This window comes from Pedobacter miscanthi, from assembly GCF_032678605.1.
Lineage (GTDB): Bacteria > Bacteroidota > Bacteroidia > Sphingobacteriales > Sphingobacteriaceae > Pedobacter > Pedobacter miscanthi_A.
Genome location: NZ_JAVTSU010000025.1, coordinates 62,578 through 82,058, shown reverse-complemented (window position 1 = coordinate 82,058; position 19,481 = coordinate 62,578). Strand labels below are relative to the sequence as shown.

Annotated in this window: 12 protein-coding genes; 3 read left to right on the top strand and 9 right to left on the bottom strand. The window is 40.3% G+C overall.

The window, feature by feature from the left end; translation table 11 throughout:
* Nucleotides 1–514: 514 nt before the first annotated feature.
* Nucleotides 515–769: a hypothetical protein gene (locus R2R28_RS26215; RefSeq protein WP_316828618.1), complete on the bottom strand. Its 255-nt coding sequence runs from the start codon at nucleotides 767–769 to the stop codon at nucleotides 515–517.
* 235 nt (nucleotides 770–1,004) lie between these two features.
* On the opposite strand from R2R28_RS26215, the gene R2R28_RS26210 reads away from it, so the two are divergent.
* Nucleotides 1,005–2,375, top strand: coding sequence for a RagB/SusD family nutrient uptake outer membrane protein (locus R2R28_RS26210; protein ID WP_316828617.1), 1,371 nt, complete (start codon nucleotides 1,005–1,007; stop codon nucleotides 2,373–2,375).
* A 288-nt stretch (nucleotides 2,376–2,663) separates the two neighbouring features.
* Here the strand turns inward: R2R28_RS26210 and R2R28_RS26205 are convergent, their stop codons facing one another.
* The 3 genes from R2R28_RS26205 to R2R28_RS26195 all read right to left on the bottom strand — a co-directional run bounded on the left by R2R28_RS26205 (nucleotide 2,664) and on the right by R2R28_RS26195 (nucleotide 7,854).
* Nucleotides 2,664–6,479, bottom strand: a complete 3,816-nt coding sequence (locus R2R28_RS26205; protein ID WP_316828616.1) for a hypothetical protein — start codon at nucleotides 6,477–6,479, stop codon at nucleotides 2,664–2,666.
* 421 nt (nucleotides 6,480–6,900) lie between these two features.
* Nucleotides 6,901–7,218: a hypothetical protein gene (locus R2R28_RS26200; protein ID WP_316828615.1), complete on the bottom strand. Its 318-nt coding sequence runs from the start codon at nucleotides 7,216–7,218 to the stop codon at nucleotides 6,901–6,903.
* Between the two features lie 132 nt (nucleotides 7,219–7,350).
* Nucleotides 7,351–7,854, bottom strand: coding sequence for a MauE/DoxX family redox-associated membrane protein (locus R2R28_RS26195; protein ID WP_316828614.1), 504 nt, complete (start codon nucleotides 7,852–7,854; stop codon nucleotides 7,351–7,353).
* 302 nt (nucleotides 7,855–8,156) lie between these two features.
* Here R2R28_RS26195 and R2R28_RS26190 point away from each other — a divergent pair, with 302 nt between their 5' ends.
* Nucleotides 8,157–9,509 (top strand): serine/threonine-protein kinase, encoded by a 1,353-nt coding sequence (locus R2R28_RS26190; protein ID WP_316828613.1) that lies wholly within the window; start codon nucleotides 8,157–8,159, stop codon nucleotides 9,507–9,509.
* Between the two features lie 203 nt (nucleotides 9,510–9,712).
* On the opposite strand, the gene R2R28_RS26185 is transcribed toward R2R28_RS26190, so the two are convergent.
* On the bottom strand, nucleotides 9,713–10,219 hold the full coding sequence (locus tag R2R28_RS26185; protein ID WP_316828612.1) for a MauE/DoxX family redox-associated membrane protein: 507 nt from the start codon (nucleotides 10,217–10,219) through the stop codon (nucleotides 9,713–9,715).
* Between the two features lie 228 nt (nucleotides 10,220–10,447).
* Here R2R28_RS26185 and R2R28_RS26180 point away from each other — a divergent pair, with 228 nt between their 5' ends.
* Nucleotides 10,448–11,629 carry a hypothetical protein gene (locus R2R28_RS26180; RefSeq protein ID WP_316828611.1) on the top strand — a complete coding sequence of 394 codons (1,182 nt, stop codon included), beginning with the start codon at nucleotides 10,448–10,450 and terminating at the stop codon, nucleotides 11,627–11,629.
* 290 nt (nucleotides 11,630–11,919) lie between these two features.
* On the opposite strand, the gene R2R28_RS26175 is transcribed toward R2R28_RS26180, so the two are convergent.
* The 4 genes from R2R28_RS26175 to R2R28_RS26160 all read right to left on the bottom strand — a co-directional run bounded on the left by R2R28_RS26175 (nucleotide 11,920) and on the right by R2R28_RS26160 (nucleotide 19,296).
* Nucleotides 11,920–14,001: a hypothetical protein gene (locus tag R2R28_RS26175; protein WP_316828610.1), complete on the bottom strand. Its 2,082-nt coding sequence runs from the start codon at nucleotides 13,999–14,001 to the stop codon at nucleotides 11,920–11,922.
* A 383-nt stretch (nucleotides 14,002–14,384) separates the two neighbouring features.
* A complete protein-coding gene (locus R2R28_RS26170) occupies nucleotides 14,385–14,918 on the bottom strand; it encodes a hypothetical protein (protein WP_316828609.1) in 534 nt (177 codons plus the stop codon).
* A 687-nt stretch (nucleotides 14,919–15,605) separates the two neighbouring features.
* Nucleotides 15,606–16,679, bottom strand: coding sequence for a hypothetical protein (locus R2R28_RS26165; RefSeq protein WP_316828608.1), 1,074 nt, complete (start codon nucleotides 16,677–16,679; stop codon nucleotides 15,606–15,608).
* Nucleotides 16,663–19,296, bottom strand: coding sequence for an AAA family ATPase (locus R2R28_RS26160; protein WP_316828607.1), 2,634 nt, complete (start codon nucleotides 19,294–19,296; stop codon nucleotides 16,663–16,665). The genes R2R28_RS26165 and R2R28_RS26160 overlap by 17 nt, the downstream gene beginning before the upstream one ends.
* Nucleotides 19,297–19,481: the final 185 nt, after the last annotated feature.

Sequence of the window (19,481 nt, the reverse complement as noted above, 5' to 3'; positions counted from 1 at the left end):
TGTAATCATGGCTTAGTATGTAGTTAAATGTTTGAATGTCAGATACTTAAATATACTATTTTACTGCCATGGTTACAAATTTTTCAACGATTAATTATCGAACTCAGGTTCTTAAGTTGAAGATTGAGTGGAACTCTATTGTTTAATGTACAATTTTCTAAAATTTCCTCAAGCCGATTTTTCAATTTTATTTCCAATTCCCTATGGTCGTATGGATTGATGTCGTGGTTGTCATATAAATCAATTGTTGAAAATACATAATCGTCAGAGTCTAACTTTTCGAAAGCTATTACCACTCTATAAAGTACTGGCTCATCAAAAATGTCCTCATCGCCCATATAGACATTCAGATCGAACTGCATCTCAATGGTGTCCGGATTTGCAAGGTTGGTAAACTCAAATTTTATGCCTTCGGGTAGTGGTTTTGATTTCTTTTTCTAAAAGTTATTATTCAGTGTAAAGTATTGTTAAACCCCAAAATTGAATGAAAAAACTCTATGCTAGTAACTATTTCTTATTTCTCCCAGATCACACTAATCGTGTAATCGTAAGATTTGGCGAACAAACAGTACTCAAAAAAACGGCTGTCTGGTTCATCATCGTTCATTCTCAACCAATCTGATTTCCAAATATCCTGTTTCGATTCGTTACCAGTGTACACTTTTTTTGTAGTACACAGCTCGTAAGCGACAGATCCTGTCGGTGGCGGAAAATCCCGTTGAAACTCTAGGAAATATCGGAAATCATGTGATGGCTTGAACCATTTCATTTTATTTCCCTTACAGAATACTATGCATATTGGCTGGTTTCCGGCCTTCACGAACTTTAGAATGGCAGCGGTTTTACTCACCTGAAATCGCTTTGCTAAATGGTCCAAGTATAAAAACAGTAAAATAATCTTACGTTCAGGACATGAACCCGGGTACAAAACCAAGCGTAAAAACAATAACATAATATTATGCTCATGTCAGGAACCCCGGCCCAAAACCAAGCGCAAACATATCATGTTATGGCTATGCTGCCTGACCGCCTGTCTCCTGCTCGCCTCCTGCGAAAAAGGCTTCCTCGAGGAAAAGCCCAATAAGGCCAAGCTGATCCCCGAAACGTTGTCAGACTTTCAAAAACTGCTGGACAATACCTATGTGATGAACATCAGCCCGACGCTGACGGTGCTGGCGGGTGATGAATTCTACAGTGATGCCGGGAGCGTGAACGCATTCACCACTCCAATGGAACGCGGGAGTTATACCTGGGAAAAAGACCGCTATGAGGGCCAGCCTGTACCGGACTGGAGCGTGCCCTACAACCAGATCTTTTACTGCAATGTGGTGCTGGAAGGACTGGAAAAATTGCCAGCCAGCGAGCAGAGCTCTGCCAGCGGCAAAGCCCTAAAGGGATCGGCACTGTTCTACCGCGCCTTTGCCTACTACCAGCTGGCGCAGATTTTCTGCGGCCCTTATCAGTCCGCGACCGCAGCTAGTGCGCAGGGCCTTCCCCTAAAGCTACATGCGGACATCAATGAAAAGGTGGTGCGCAGCAGCCTGCAGGATACCTATGCACACGTCCTTTCAGACCTGGGGCAGGCACTGGAACTGGTGCCTTTGACCGTCAGTTACAAAAACCGCCCTTCGAGGACTGCTTGCCTGTCATTTCTGGCGAGGGTCTACCAGACGATGGAAAACTACCAGCAGGCGGAATATTATGCCGGTGAGTCCCTAAAGATAAACAGCACGCTGCTCGATTACAACACCTTAAGCGAGACAGTTACTTCTACAGCGAACCCTTTTCAGCCGGGCCTGCCCAAAGGTGATGAGGAAATGCAGTTCTGGCAGACGCTTTATGTCTATTCTTTCTTCAACCGCAGCCTGATCGTGGATTCGGTGCTTTACCGCAGTTATGCGGCAAATGACCTGCGCAAAACGGTACACTATGTAGACCGTGGCAAAGGCGTGGTGAACCTGAAAGGTTTCATGGGCGGCAGTTCGGGCGGCTTCTTCGGATTTGCCAATGATGAACTCTACCTGATCCGTGCGGAATGCCTGGCCAGGCGCGGCGAGACTGTCCTGGCGATGGCAGACCTAAATACCATGCTGCGTAGCCGATTTAAGACCGGCAGCTATGTGCCGCTTACGGCGCCTGACCCGGTGAACGCCCTGACGCTGGTCCTGGCCGAACGCCGCAAATCCCTGGTCAGGCGTGGCACACGATGGACTGACTTGAAAAGGCTGAACCTGGATCCCCGGTTTGCCGTTACGCTCAAAAGGGTCTGGGCAGCCAGGTTTACCTGCTCCCACCAAACTACCCGCGGTACATCTTCCCCATACCGGACAATGAAATCGCCGGCAGCGGGATTGAACAGAACCCGCAGTAATTAACAAAACCAACGGAGGCCTATTATGGCTTCCGTTATTATATAATTGTACTAATGTAGTAGCAGCATCGAGACTGCAGGGATCGGATTAGCTTAGCCAAACAAATTCTTCCCATATTATCAATTAAATTACAGACATCTTTATGAAGAAAGTTGTTATTAGCATCAGATTTAGCAATGCGCATTTCGGTCTTCAAGTCCATCGGAAAACTAAAATTTAGATCATAAACCGAACACCGCAATCGATAAATAACATTTTAAGCATTTGATTTTCTAGCAGGCATCTAACCAATTATAAAAACCGCTCCTCGTCCCTATACCTTTCGCGCTCAATATCTTTTTCCAGGTAATTAATCTGTGAAGCCGCCCACTCTTTGACCAACACTATTTTATGCCCGAGGAGTTGCTTAAACAGCTCCTTTTTTGCCGTCAAATATGGTACTAAAGAGCCTACCCAAGAGTAACTTCCCATATTGGAGCTCATATTGCTCAAAACCTCTTTTATATCTCCAAATTCATCGATCAGCCGCAGCGCAATCGGGTTCCAGCTTGTATAAAGTTTGTTATTCCCATCATATATTGGTATCAATTCCGCAAGTCTTGCAGGAGCGAGCTGTCTGTTATTTTCGCACCATTTGAATATCAGATCAACGTCCCCATCAAATAACACACCGGTGCTCCTACCAACCCCACCTATATTAGAACCTAAAATATGTTTCAAACCATAGAACTTAAAATAATCTTCCTCTTTTGATAGCAGCGCCTTAGCAAGTTCAGGCCAGATAGCATTGAAATGCACCGACATTAATGTCTCATAAACTTGCTGAACATAGTTGTCGAGGTGATATGAATTTTCCCAAGTGATGGACTGTATAACTGATATATTGATGAACTCAGCAAATTCTGTTTCCTTTTCATCAGTAAGAATACGCCTGATTGCCTCCGACCATTTATAATCATCCAGTTGCCTGTTGAATTTCCTGTTAAAACCTAATTTTAAAATGCATTTTTTAATAACGGACATTAGGGAAATCTTTTTTGCCTCATCGTTATATCCGACATCAAAAAACAGGTCAAAGACTATAGCGTAGCCTTCAGGACCATAAGCAAACAGTTTTTCCGCAAAGGTATTTAACTCATCCAGATTCAGCTGGGACAATGAAAAAGCATAATTGAACGAATTAAAATTTGCTAATACACATCGGTTATTGTCAATCAACCCAAATAACAGGTCAAAGTATTTGCTTCCAGACTGGTCATTGGCAAGGAAGTAAAACAGTTGACAGCAAAACTCATCTGAGAGAGCAAGGCCCGAGTAAAATTCCTCCTTAATCTCTTCTTTCGAATTACCGACAAAGCCAGCGAGCACAGTAAAATTCCGATCCGCTGGTGGCAACGTTTTGATAGCCTCTAAAGAACTTTGTATAAAACTCCTGGCCTTTGCGCCATCCTCGTGCAATATCTCCGAGATTCTTCTACCAAAATGATACGAAAAGACCTGCTGCTTGCTGTAAAACGACGGAAAGGTCTCCTCCCATGGCACCTTCGTGCTTATAAATTCATCCGCTAGGTCCCTGATCGCCTCGATTACTTTTTCACTGGAAAAGGATCTATCATAGTCCAGATAGTATGAGTTTGCTAACCTTAAATATCTGGTCGAGAAATCCGTTTTAGTCAGGGAGTTGATAAGTTTTTCGAGCTCTTGCATCATTTTCTCACCGATTACATCCTTTTCAAATCGTCTCGCCTGCTTCAACCCGACTAACCCCTTTTCCCAATCATGGCCTTTCAGCGCTGCGATTTCCTTTAGGTACGGCAATATGAGGTCGCCCATTCGCACACGGAATAATCCCCTGATGCTGTCGGCGATCTTCTCGCTTGCAGGCTCGGAATATCGATTATTGGCCTTTACAATCTCTAACAGCTTATTAAAGATGCGACCCCAATACTCTTCTATTTCTGCCCAAGTAGGGTCATTGTCCACAAGACGCTTGTTCCCCTGTTGTTCGGCACCGCCCATTCTGCTAAAATGCCCGAAATTTAATCCGATCTTCATGGCCCTAATGGCAAAATCAATATACGCCGGCCCACCTTCGTTCAATAACCATTCGATTATTGACCAACGTTCTTGTAAGGTCGCCTCAGTACCTGATAAATGGGTGTTGAATAGATGCAAAAACTGGCCGGTAGCGTTATTTGACCATGTTTCATTTTCCGCAATGGCAAATTTTAAAAGTATCTTAGCACTATCTGCAAAAGTTCTTTTGTCAAAGCATAGTTTTTCCAGCACCCAAACCAGATTCCGTCTTCCTTCTTGTATCCGCAATAATTGTTCTACAGTACTGTTTGAAAATATCCTTTTGAAATTCTCAGATACAGCAACTGGATTCACTTCAACAAACGAGCGGAAGAGGCGTGAACCCAACTCTGTATTTAAAACTTCCGCGCTATCGAAAGGGCTTCCAGGCCCAACTATTTTTTCAACAATCTCTACTGCTTTATCGTTATATCCAAGATATTTCATTTGTTCAGAAAGCGAATCTATCAGCTGCTTTCTATGCGGCTCACCTAAATTCGCAATGTCGGTGATAACTTGTAGGATTCTTTCAGATGTGCAGGTATCAAGCCATTCCACGGCAAGGGCCATGGCTAAGGGAAACGGCCTGATACTGATAAAGCGGCCCTGTGGCTCAAAAATTTCCCTCTCCTTAAAGTGATTGATTACCTCTAAAAAAGTGCTAAGCCGAACTTGGGGGCTGTTATTTGAAATCGTAATATTTTCATTCGTTGCTATAAACTGGTATTGAACCTCTGCCTCCTTCTCATAACCGATATAACTGAACATAGAGCAGGACTTTAAGATAGAGCGCCATTCATGCTCCTTTCCTTTAGCTCCCAGTAACTTATCCAACAGCTCCTTATCATCTAATTTGCCCAGGAACCTTTCACCCTTTGTGACGCTTTCAGCCAGTAATACCGCCATCAATGGGATACCCTGAGAAAAGTCCTTGATCCGTTTGATATTTTCCTCGCCTACGTTATGAAAGTCACTATCGACTAACTGGGTCACTACGTTGGTTAAGTCGGTTTTGTTTATGACTATGTAGTTCGTCCCTTCGATTCTGGAATTTTCTTCTGGATTTGAATCTATTGAAATAAACGACAAATCCTTCCTATTTCTCGAGATTATTCTGTGGGTTTCCAGATCACAGTTATCTACGAGCAGTATCGCATCTTTCTTTTCCTCGGCGATTTTCGAAATCAGTTCAGTAAAATTGATCTTATCCTGATAATCGTTGCAATTGACATAAAGTAGCCTGTTGGAAAACAGCAGTGAGTTGTTATCATCATTTTGCGGGCGGAACAACTCGAAAATTATTCTCGTCTTACCCAGACCGGAAAGCCCTAATATCCTGATAGGATCAGTACTAACTGAGCTAGTAACGTTTACCTTAATTTCTTTAAACTTATCGCTCTCAACAAATTTCGAAGCCTGAGGTTTTTTTAAAGATTCATTTAACTCGTTCCAGCCTACAAACGGGCGAAATCTGCTTTTTTGGGTTTCCAATACATGTTTGATCGTTGGTTTCAAGGTGGAAGCCAGATCGTCGATAAGTGTCTTTTTTATCTCCGCCTTTCGGTTTTCGCTTTTCTTTGAATAGTTAAACTCAGTGGGGAATCTATCCTGTCTTACGTCAAACGGAATAATTTCCGCATTGTTCCTTGGTGAACCATTTGTACTGGTATTAATTAAACTGATAATACGTTCCTTGCCCAATGATTTTAATGCCACCCCATATTCGGTCATTACGTTAGGATTTGGTATAGGTTTACTACCCGTAAAAAAACGAACCAGGCCACTTACCCTAGTCGCTGTTAAATCTGCAACAAAAATATCACAGGCAGGTATAACCGTATCAATAATTGTATCCGCGACAGCAACTTGCCCTACCTGGTGCCTAAGAGCATCGGTTATTATAAATTCGATGTTTTTAAAATCAGGTGTTTGCTTGATTTTTTTAACGGCACCTGCGATGCAGTCGGAAATAAAATTCTTGTTATGCTTGGTATCTGCGGATTGCCAGGAGAAAAAGATTTTTAGCTTCATTTAGGATTAATTGAGAGGTTTACTTTTAGCTGCTTCTTAATTTACGAATATAGATAAGCCCGTTATAAAAACCTAACGGCAAGCCGTTTATTCAAAACATCATTTTTTTCGATTCATCAAAGTGTAAAAACAATAATCGGCTTCATTCAGAACCCCAGCTTCCATTTAACAAAAATAAACCCATTACTGATCCACCTGATACCATACACTCCTGCTATCCTCAAAGATCCAAGTCCGACCGGGCAGAAAAAAATAAAATTCCAGTAAATGGAAAGATAAAAGAACCACAAAGGAAATAATGCAGCACATTTTCTTGAAATGAAAGCCGCCACTAACGAAAAAGGCCCCGTCTTCATCCGAAGACAGGGCGCCAAAAGATAAAAACAAACCTAGAAGGTAGCACCAAAACTACCGCTCCATTTTATTTTGCATTATCTTCCCCCAAGATAAAGGTTCCGGCAACTTCACTGTTTTCAGTGTAATCGTCGGCATTCTGGGCAGGATTGTCGTAATCGAAATGTGCACGGCAAAGGTCGCCGGTGGTTTCACATTTGTATTCGCCTTCCTGAGGATCATCAAGCGGTCCTACAGGTGTGAGATTATCGATAGGCACCCAGGTACCATTCGATTGTTGGCCATAATTTCCACCGGTCACAGGTTTGAAAGCACTGCCACCAACTACCAATACCACTGCAACTAAGGCAGTAAACACTAATGATTTGATTTTTGAAAATTTCATAATACTGACCGCTTGTTTGCTTTTGAAAAAGCGGACGAAAAAGTTCTGGTTTAAGAATTAAGGTGACTTATTTTGCCTCTACGGCAGGATTGATTGCCTGCTGCCAGCTTCTGGTGCCCACGCTTTTGCATTTCATACTGTGCCCTTTACCCCCTTTCCCTTTAAGTGAATAATCAGTGCAACTGCCGCAACGAGGGTAAGTGCACCATTGACTAAGAGATGGCCTCCCCACCCCATGTGCTCGAAGAGTCCCGCACAGGCACAGGGGCGTTTAGGGAAATAGCCAAGGTAGATAAGGGCGACATAAGTGGTAAAGCCGGTTAGCAATGTCAGCGACAGGACGTAGGCCAGTGTACGGTATCTGTAAATAAAAAATAGTATCGCAGTTCCAAGTTCCATGACCGGAACCGCAGGCACCATGATTTTCAGCACTGAACGGGGAAAGACCTGCAGGTACATGCTGTGCCAGTATTTGTTGTAATCGGCCAGCTTGTCCAGTCCGGTATATAGCCATAACAGCACCAGTATGCAGGCCAGTACTTCGAGCGTCATTCTCCGAAATGGCGATAGCGCGGTATCGGTATTTTCACTATAGGCCTGCGAGTCGCTATTGGTAACCTTCAGTATGTTTTTCATTAGTTTTAGATTTGGTTAGGGAAACCTACGATGGTTTCCTAATGCAAATCTGCGGGGAAGAAACGGGGGATTTTCCGACAAATGTCGGGAAATGAAAAAAGGTGGTAACGAAAAGTAAGTATACTGATATTAGTTAAGCTTGTGGCAACTTTGTCAATATTGTATTCATATCCGCTACAGATCGCTGTGTAAAAAACCTGCGGTAAAAAAAACGCAGCACTAGGACTGTGACATTATCAAGGAAAGATTTGATTTTAAAATTTGATTTCTTTTTGAATTGCTATTTTAGATATCTTAGCTAAATGGCAGATAATAAACATTACAAAGAAAAATGGGTACGTATTGAAGATTTAGCCGCTGGTGGGCAAGGCACTACCATAAAAGCTCATGGTGCTGAACAAACCAATAAATCTGTTGTTGCAATTAAAACCCTCAATAAACAAAATGATCCTGAAAGAAGGGCCAGAATGCATCGGGAAACCACAGCATTGGCGACCCTTTCCCATCCAAATATTCCTAAACTAATTGAAGGAAATACCGAATTTTATGAAGACCACAGTTATAAATTATTTTTCGCTAGTGAGTTTATAAATGGAAACACCCTCTCAGATTTCGATTTTTCTACATACAGCTTTCTGGATATCATTGATTTGGCTATTAAGATAGCTGAAGTGGTAAACGATATTCATAAACAGGGATTCATTCATAGAGACATAAAACCCGATAACATTATCATTAGAGACAATAACATCCTGGATCCTGTCATTATTGATTTTGGAATTTCATTCAATTCAAATGATCTGGATAATGATAACCTTACTCCAGACGGACAACATATTGGTAACCGCTTTCTTATCTTACCTGAACAAAAAGTGGGAGAAGCAGGCAAGCGAGACTTTAGGTCCGATGTCAGCTCTATTCTTGGCCTGCTATTCTTCATGTTAACAAAAATTCAACCAACGATTTCAATTGATGAGAATGGTGCCAAACCACATCAGCGAGCTGATGCTAAAGCTAAACTACAAAGCTTACCTGATTATCAAAGGAACATCTTAAACAAAATATTTGATATTGGTTTTAATGATATTATCTCTGACCGGTGGCAGAGTGCTCAAAGCTTAATAGAACAGCTTCATTCATTAAAGAATGTGGAGCAAAAAAAGGATCCACGTGAAAGCGCCGAGATTGTTGAAAGGGTGAAAAACCTTGCTGCAAATCCAAATTACGAGGGAACCAAGTATGTAATCACTTTACTCAAAAGTGTGGATATTAGCGCTAGAGAAGCACTAAATGAACTCAGGAAAGATCTTGGTGCTGGTGATTGGGGCGTAGAACAAAGCGGAGGCATAAATCACTCAGGGGGTGTAAATTACCATAACTCTCTTTCACTTGTAAATTCGGTTGATAGAAGATTCAGAACCCATACAACAATTAAGGCATACCCTACAGGAAATGAGCTAGTCATTCAGGTTACCGAGGATCCGTACAAGGACTTGCGACACCAATCCTTGTTTAACAGAGACTTCTCTACCCAATTTCCTGCCCCTGTTACAACCGAAATCCATCGAACGCCAATCAAAGCAGATATTGACTGGGCGATAATTAGAAATGCGCTTAAAAACCATTATCTCCAGGCAATAGATGAACTAAGTTAAATTTACCACCGTGTAGATTTAAAAAAGATCGCTGTATTTTGCTACGTCTTTATCAACAGCTGCGTGAGCGGTTGCAGCGCCATCCTTTTGGAACAAAAGATACAGCGGAAGACGCGACCCTTCAGGGGCACGCCAAAAAAAAATAATTAGTTTTCATAAGAACATGCACAGAAAGAAACATAAGTAATGTCTAAGGAAGATATCTACCTCCAAGCCGTGACGCTTGCCTCCTTTCTTTTGGAGTTCAACAATAGACCAACCAAGGTGATAATCAAGAGCGCGCTGTTCATGAGCAAGTGCCCACCCCAGCTCATTTTTTCAAACAGTCCTGCACAGCTACAGGGCCGCTCCGGAAAATACCCGAAATAAACCAGAGCGACATATCCTGTGAAAAGAGCCATTAGTAAGGCAGAAAACCATAGTCCGTAACCAAGGTGACCGGCACTCATGAGCAGGCCAGCTGCCACGAGTTCAGCAAACGGAAGTGAGGGTATTAAGATGTGTAATATCTTTTCGTTAAAGACTTGCAGGTACATGCTGTGGCGGTAGCTTTGGTAATCCGAAAGCTTGTCTCCGGCCGTATAAATCCAGAGCAAGACCAGGATTGTGATGATAACTTCAAGCGTGAACGGTCTGAGCTTTTTGGTTTTGGGGCTGGTTCCGGGAACAAACCCGGCATCTTCCCCGAATAGCAGAATCGTATTTTTCATAGTATCAGATTTGGTTAGGGAAACCTGCGCTGGTTTCTTGATTACAAATCTGCGTGGAAGAAATCGGGAATTTTCCGACAAATGTCGGGAAATGAAAAGAGTTACTACCGAATTTTAAGTAATCGATACGTATTTCTTAGTAATGATACTAACTATTGGCAAGCGACTTTCAATTACTTTATCAAATTTTATATATTTACCATACCACTAAATTAATCTAGAATAACGATGTCAACTGAAAACGAAAATGTCAAAAATGAAACGGAGGTAAAACCAACCGTTTCAGCAAACCAAACCATCAAAAAGGAAAACAAAAGTAAACCACAGTCAAAACCTAATAACAAGGCGAAAAAGACTGATACAAAAAAAACTAGCAAAGTAAATGGAAAAGGGGCCAAAACAAGTGGTACTAGTCGAGCATCAACATCGAATTATCCTAGGAATTCAATAGAAAAATCTTTACGAATACCAAAAGCGATTATCGATCAAAATGCGGGGAAGGAATGTTCAAATGTTGAAGCAGCAAAATTTGTTGGATATAGTGGTGTAAATGGTGTATTTATGCTGGAAGTTAGTTCAGCAGTAAAGTACGGTTTTTTATATCGTCCAAACCCAAATCAACTGGCTCCCACTGAACTTGCAAAGCAAATTCTTCGTCCTCAATCTCCGGACGATGAGCTTAACGGTTATCGCCAGGCTTTATTAAATGCTCCAGTTGTATCCGACGTTTACAAGCACTACAGAGGTGAGAATCTTCCCGACACAAAATTCTTCTCCAATGCGTTAACCGAAACTTTTAAGGTACCCGCTGAAAAAATCCCAGAGTTTATGGATATTCTAATAGACTCTTTATTTATTTCTAAACTGGCAGAAAAAAAAGGAGATAAAATTAGGGTACTTGATATTTCCTCAGAAAAAGGGAACGTAGCAATAGATACCGCTGTAGAGCTAAAAAAACTATCTAAATCTGCAGGAATTAATTCAGGAGATAGTTGTTTTGTGATGATGCCTTTTGCACCTCCACTTGGAGATTACTACAGCAAAATTTACGAACCAGCGATTAGAAAGGCGGGATTAACCCCTATTCGAGCTGATAATGAGATTTTCGGAACTGGTAAAATAATTGATCAGATATGGTCTGGCATTACGAGTGCTAAAGTTTTGATTGCTGAATTAACATCCAGAAATGCAAATGTATTCTACGAACTAGGCTTAGCGCACGCGCTAAAAAAACCTGTTGTTTTGGTATCTTCAAACCAAGAAGATGTTCCTTTTGACCTAAAACATATCCGAGTAATTTATTATGATATGCACGATCCTTTTTGGGGTAATAAACTAATTGAAAAAGTTGCTGAAAATATACTTTCCGCTATTGCTAATCCAGAGGAAACAATCTTATTCAACCCTTAAGGCATACTTTCTAAAATACATTAACACCTATCACATTGATTTAATGACACTAAGTCAATGTGATAAAAAAATTGAATAAGTTTACTTTAGTGCTCAGCTCTGCCTTGCCACTGAACACTCAATAATTGACAAAAGAAAAAAATTTAAGACGGTTATAACAGAAGCCAACTAATCATTAATAATAAATCACTCAACAATTCTGACCTATCGCCGCAATGTATTGATTATGAATATAGGAATATCATCACTACCCATGAAAGGGCAATGATGATGAAATATCACTGTAGGATCTATTTATAACGTTCAAAAGCTTCAGCTTCCAATTCCTCTTTTTTGTCATTTAGCTTAGCTGAATTCAATAATCTATTATAAGAAAAAGCTAACAGCGATAAGATGGCTCCAGCAGGCAAAAGATAAATACCTGATGCAACGGTACGACTGGTGGACTCAGCAGGAAGACTATCGATCCAATTTGCTATTTGTACAGACAAATTCCATGGTTCTGCTTTATAGCAAAAAAGCGAGATGTAGAAACTAGATATACATAAGCTCATCAATACAGCTAGAAATGCAGGAAGTTGCCACAATGACATGTGCTTGTCAACAAACTTCTTCACTAAGGTGTTTCGTAGACGCAAATTAGCCAGTTCAAGTTCTTTCGCCTTTGTTTTAGTCAATTGTTGCTTTTCAACTTCTTCATTAATCGCTGCACGCGCTCCCTCTTGGTGAGCCTGTAAACTAAATTCAAGCGATTCTTTATCTTTGATAATCAAATCCAAATTACGATCCAATTCAGTTTTTGCAAAATTCCTTGCGTTTTCTATTATTTCTTCTTCAGAAAAGTTTTTGTCAATCACTCCTCTGAACTTGGTTTCAATCATACTCTCTACAATTAGTGACTGCCGCTGAAAATCAGTTGTCATTTCACCAATCCCAAGTAAAATCAACTGCAAATTTTCGCTACTAATACTTGACTCGTTTTGAGAAAGATTTAAAAAACTTACAAAACTTTTAAAATCATCGTTGGTCCTGGTAACATACCTCAAAAGGATGCTCATCCATTGAGAAGGTAACAAAACTGCTGGTGTTGAATCCTTTCTGTCAAAATCCCATCGCCTAAGTTCTTGATCTGATGAGATAAAGAAAAATTTGGTTTCAAATATGTTTCTATATTGCCCATTTCGTTTCTCTTTTATCATAAGTATGTTTTTGGCGTCAGTAACCGATGTTTCAAATCGATTGAAATAACTGTTTTCCTTATTCTTAAATGAGAAAATGTCGCTGGCTAAGCTATTTATAATTTTTTCTGTTTGCTCTTCTTTTTCATCAAAGCCTACATTGTATTCCTCAATTACCTTAAATCTTACTTTGAACGTTTCGTATTCCGCGATAAGGTGCGCTTCAAATAAGCTAAGGCTATCATTCACTCTTTTCGATCTCCACCTGTGGTAATAATCAAAAAAATCAGAGTTTTTTCTAAATCTTGAGAAAACTCTCGGATCTACCTTCGCGTAAGATTTTCTACCGATTTGCTCACAGTAATATTTAAGCGTTGATTTGTACTCTTGTTCTGTGAATTTAGATAAATATAACTTCTCACCAGCTTCGATAAATTTATCTAGAAAAGTAACAGTTCTCGCTTGCCTACTTTCGCCGTTTATTCCGATTGCCCTAAAAAGCACATTGGTATCCAAATAAAAATCTTTATTTTTCAGGTTCTTCAAATGAAACGTTTGCTTCGTTTCTTTATTGGTTATCATACAATATTCCAAAGCATAGCTCGATATATCAAATACTGCCTTATTTTTCAGATCATTATCCCATTGCAGGAATGAATTTATTATAGTTTTTTCAACTCCATTAAAAGATTCATCTATGTTGATTGCACCAGTAAGGTCCTTTTTATAATCAATCAATTTCGAGAAACTTGAGATATTATTATTGAAGATCTCATAAAGAAACTTATATATAACGGCCTTCCCATCCAATGCACCTACAAGCGCAGGATTCTCTTCCAAAAACTGATGTATGAAATAATCAATATTATTAGTATTGATCTTCAATTTAATATTTTCCAGTCTTGAAGGTGTTAAGCTCACAAGCAGTTCCTGATCACCGTTTTTACCTAACCTGAAATGTTTATCCTCATCTTTCTTTACTATATCTGCAACTTCTTCGAAATCGAATATAAATCCGAGATTAGATTCGATACTTTCGATAATCGCGTGAATGGTCAATTCAACATTATCACTATCAAGAAAAACAGATTCTATTATTTTTCTGTGGATGGTTTTCGGTGTAACCTCGTAATTGTTTTCTGCATAAAGTACCGCAGCAAGTCTAAAAACTTCTTTCTGTTTATTGTCGAGCATAATTTATTGTGAGCAAAATCAAATCTATATAAAGTTTTTAACATAAGCATTTCAAGACTTAAGAAAACTGGAACATTTTCTAATGAGTAAATACAATAAATTCTGAGGAAAGCCCCTAAAGTGCAAACGTGTGATTCAAAAAACCTCATTAATTAATTACAAATAAAAAACCAAAAGCTATCCCATTGATCTTTATCACAGCTGCGTGAGCGGTTGCAGCGGCATCCTCCCGAAGGGAGATACAGCGGAAGACGCGACCCTTTAGGGGCACGCCAAAAAAAATAAAACAAAAGTTTGACTAACAGCAATGAAATACCATCAAAAAACAACATAATCCCTCCTACCTAATATAGCATTCACCAGTAAAGCTCCAATTAACCCCACTACTTTAAGCCTCCACACGCATTATAAGCCCGCACAATCTCCTCCCTGTCCCGGACCGTATACCTTTCCCCCACCTCCCATTCGCTCAACAGCCCCTGACAGTCCTCGATCAGTTCCGCTATGCGTTTCTTTGTCCCGATCACATTCAGGTATATCACCTTATCCCCCTTTACCATAACCGGTAACGTATTCCCCGGCACATACAGTTTATAGAACGAAAGGTTTCCCTTAACCACCTCATGGAAAAAACGGGACTCATCGCCCGGCAGGGTCACAAACTTATAGGTGGTATCCACATCCACAAAAACAAAGGCCCTGATATCTCTAGGCTTCAGCTTTTTGCTGCCACCATCTCCCTCAACTGTAATTGATCTGGAAAAGTCCGACAGTTCCATTTTGCCACGAAGATTGCTGTAAGCTCTGATATCGCAATAGGCCGTGTCACCGGCATGGGTAACATAATAACCGCCGTTTCTTTGGCCGAAAGCACAAAGGCATAAAAAGGACAGTAAAAAAAGCACGGTAAATCTCATGGGAAGCGTTTGTGCCACTAATATAGGAAATCGGCGGATTTAATGGCGGCAATTGTCGGGCTGGACAGCAACTGTCTAAACCAATCTTTCCGACATTGGCCACCGAGCCACAAACAGGCAAAAAACAGCAACAAATTGCAAATCCGTTCCACTTGTAGCACAGCCCTGCGGCAACCCACAATATCCTCCAACGGGTAGAAGCAAAAAAGCACTTTTCGGGCGAAACGGGTAAGCCACTAAAGTGTGGTAAAAAAAAAGCAACAAATTGCATAGCCCCTTCCACTTGTAGCACTGTCCTCTGCCACACCACAATATCCCGTCACGGGTAGAAGCAATAAATGCATCTTTCGGGCGAAACGGGTAAGCCACTAAAGTGTGGTAAAAAAAAGCAACAAATTGCACTGTCCCATCCACTTGCAGCACAGCCCTACATCATCCCACAAAATTCCCTCACGGGTAGAAGCAAAAAAAGCACCTTTCGGGCGAAGCCGATAAGCCAATATTGTGTGTTGGGAAAAAAGAGGTAGATTGTACTCCCCTTTCAACCTGTAGCGCTGTGCCACGCTACCCACTACATTTCCTAGCGGGTAGTAGCAAGAATAATTATTTTTCGGCCAGAGCCGACAGGCCGCAAAAAAATTGGCAGAGCGCCCATTGAAAAGTACCGGGTGACTATTCCATGTGTGATCACCCCGGATCTTCCTCCGGTAACTGGCAAAGATTGCCATGTTCATCAATCAACTGGATATTCCTGGAAATATCCTGTATAAATTTAGACATTGGCCGACGAAAAACATCGTTTTCATTTTCATAGGTACCTATCACCAGCCTTGTAAAAAGACCTTTATCAGGAAATAGTGCCGTGAAGTCCTTGATCAATGCCTTATTATAATCCTTGGTGTAGACTTGCTGTTTGTGGATCAGCTCTTCAATAATATCCTTTTGGGTACCATAAATACCTGATATACTGAACATTTTATCATAATCCGCAGCAAGTTTATCATTTTCAGCAATACCTTGATTGATGTGCGTAAAATTGATCACAATCGCCTCCCTGTTTTTATTTTTCAGGTATTCTACTACTGCATTATCCGGCAGTGAGAAATGGAAAAGATTTAAATCCGGCCCTTCGTGATAAAGACTGAAATCAGAGTGGTTATCGTTTTTGGCCTTATTGCAACTGCCACATATCGGATAAAGATTAAAAAAAGAGGTACATAGAAAAGGGTATTTAGATTTGGGGTGCCGGTGATCCAGCTCTAAAAGTCCTTTCCATTTAAGCACATCGCCAAGAACTATCCCCTTTGCAACAACTTTATTTTTCGCAATCTTCTTCTTAATGACCAGTGTTAGCTGTGAATGGCAGTACACGCAGGTCTTAATACCCAAAGGATTGAGTATTTTTAAAAATTCCTGATCCCTGATTGCGTCATAGCGCATAGCCCACACCACTGCCTTCCAGAATTTTTCCTTAATTTGAGCGTGCGGTATGATCTCTTCGAATTCGGCTATGAGCTTAAGTATCTCAACGTCATCCGCATTCAGGATCCTACTATATTGCCTCCGGATTTTTTTCACATACCTGTTTAGCTTCTCTGCCGCTCCATCACCATATTCTGGGGCATGGTGCACCACATGTTTATTGAGGAAGCGCAAGCGTTGGTAAGGCATTTCAAAATCATCAGACCTGGAAGTGAAAAGCTTTTTATTGAATTCAATTACGCTATCTCTAAGTTTTTGATTATTAAGAATTCGCCTCATCTTCTAATCTTTGGAGTTCTTGTTTCATCTGAGCAATTTTTGCTTGTAAGCTTATTTCTTTCTTGAATCTTGTCAAATACATTTCCTTAAGCCTTCTGCGGATCAGGGGCTCGCCAATCTGTTCAATGACACCGATCGACCGTTCCTCGGACCATCCTAGCGGATCTTCAACCATTGGATTAAGATAATCCACTAATTCGCCGATAACTTTCTTAACGTAATTTCCCATAAAAGCTTCCATAAAAAAACTGTTGGCCAACAAATCGTGTATATTTGACCCAAAAGTTCTGATATCCTGATCTGTTTTACCAAGAAAGAGAATATTTGTACTTGGAATATCTGACAGGATAAAGGGGGAATGGGTGACGATAAGGATATTGATGGCAGCTATCCTGTCTAGATTGATACGCTCCAGGTACAACAGTAAGTAATTGATAAAATCCTGCTGCATCTCAGGGTGAAAATAGAGTTCGATCTCATCGAATATAATGTTCACATAACGATAGCTGACAAGATCATCATGGTTACTAACAGAATTGAGATTATAGAGATGATATATCAGCGAATTCACTGCATAAATGCGTTGCTTTTCACCTGAGCTTAGGTCATCCAGACTACTACCATCATCAAGTATTATTGTGGGAATGAGGAATGCGGGTGGAATCATGTGAACAGTATCCAGTTCCGACTCATCTGATTCTGTAATCGTTTTTGCGATTTCATTAGACAGCTCTGCGATTGAAAGTGGAACAGGCGCTGACAAATCAAGTCTTGATAACACAACTCTCACACCGCTATACTTGATAAAATTTATTGCCTGTCTGAGTTTGTTTGTGATATGGCTGTAATTTCCTGAAAGGAAGTCAATCAATGCCCTATGGTCCAAGAATAAGCCAGCCTCAACATCAAAATACCCAAGATCATAACTTCTTGAAATACTGATCAATTTTTGTAAGATATACCAAAACGCATAATCAATAAGTGTGTTACGCTGCTTTACATCTGCTGGAATAAGCTTTTCATCCAGATCAAACTTTTTACACAGATAAGCCAGTACCTCGTGATAAAATCTGGCAGCATGTTGAAACGGGACAATCACATCATTTGTATCGGTCCTGTCTTTTTTGTATGAATATAAAGATTTGAATTTCGAGCCGTTAAGCTGATACGAGACTGATACCGCAGAAGATTTATCTGTAAGCTTCCTGAGATCAAACAGCCCATCCTCTTCAGCATACGGCAACAATAAATTAACCATTAACCTCTGCCGGGTAAGAACCTGCTCGATGTTAACATCAATATTGCCACGTTTCCGATAGGGATTAATGGCGATAGGAACCTGATATCCGTCGTTTTTCACAAAAAGATAGTCTATCCACTTACCTGTGATCGCACTGTTAAGTCCATAAAGCGAATAGTTTACTGCAATAGTATAAAAGAACTGGTTTAAATCAAACTGATCCAAAGGTATTATCGTAGGGTTTACGTAACTATTTGCAATCCTTTCATACCTATAAATCACAACTTCACTATCCGTAAAACGGATACAATGCAAAAAATCGGCTATGTAATACAGCTCAAGATTAAATCCATTTATTTTTCTCAGCACTGTTGAAATATTACCATGTGCCCTAGCGAGCACATTCACCGCCATATAAATAAGTTCAGTGAGCGTACTCTTACCTTTTCCATTTTTGCCTACTATTGAAGATATACTGATTTTTAGCTCTTTGACAGAATATAGTAGTATATCCATCTCAGGATTATAGCCAATTGACTGGAAATTATTGAGATCAAATGCCTGATAAAATGTATATGCATATCCAATTTCAAGAACCTTAAATACATCTTTACTTAAGCCACTCATCGGACGCAAACCAAGAAGCCGGAAATTACCTGCTCCTACTGGTACTTTCTCCTTATCCGCACCTGTTAGCGAAAATTCTGTTTGGATGTTTTCACCAGTAGAAAAGTTGTAAGCTATAGTGGCTGTTTCCGTAAACGATAATCCTGGACTCGATAATATCCTCCTGTACTCCTCATAGTTGTTTGGAATTTTATCGATTTTTCCTGTTTGGATCAAATAACCCACTGTATGTTTATCCAGCGGTAAAAAATTCTCAGAATCGATCCAAAACAAAAATATGGTAAAAGATACCGTATCCAGTCCCCGAATATATTTAAGTTTATCAAATATCTCTTGTTCTAAGAAAGATACGCCGAACTTCATGATATTCTCAAAAATCCACCAGATCGTTTCTTGCGTAGACTTATTCCGTACCGACATGAGGTCTATAGTTATCGGTGTAGGACATCCTGAAAAATCAACCTCATCATGTTGCGTATTCAGAAAAATCCTGGAAAGATGATTCAATCTTAAAAGCCGGTTTTCAGGTTTAGATCTGGATGAGTTGAGACTGGAGAACAAAATCAACGGATCAATATACTGATCAGTTAAATTGCTGTATTTATAGAACCACTGATTGCTTGCCCTGAAGCGGTCATCCTCATCCAGTGTACGGTAGATTTCCGCTCCTGCTTCTTTTCCATATTGATTCCTGTATACCAGGAAAGCATGAGCCAGTTCATGATAAATTATATTCCATTTTATAGCCATAGAGAGCGCTTGATAAATTAAGCTTAATTATTCGTTAACAATTGCTAAAGATAAGGAACTTCAAAACAATCATATAGAATAAGTCGTTAAATGGAACTGGGCGACAAAATCAGAAAAAATTCTTCTGACCACGGGATATTATCTTACTTAGATATTGAGCAATCTGCGATAGCGCTTTTTAATAG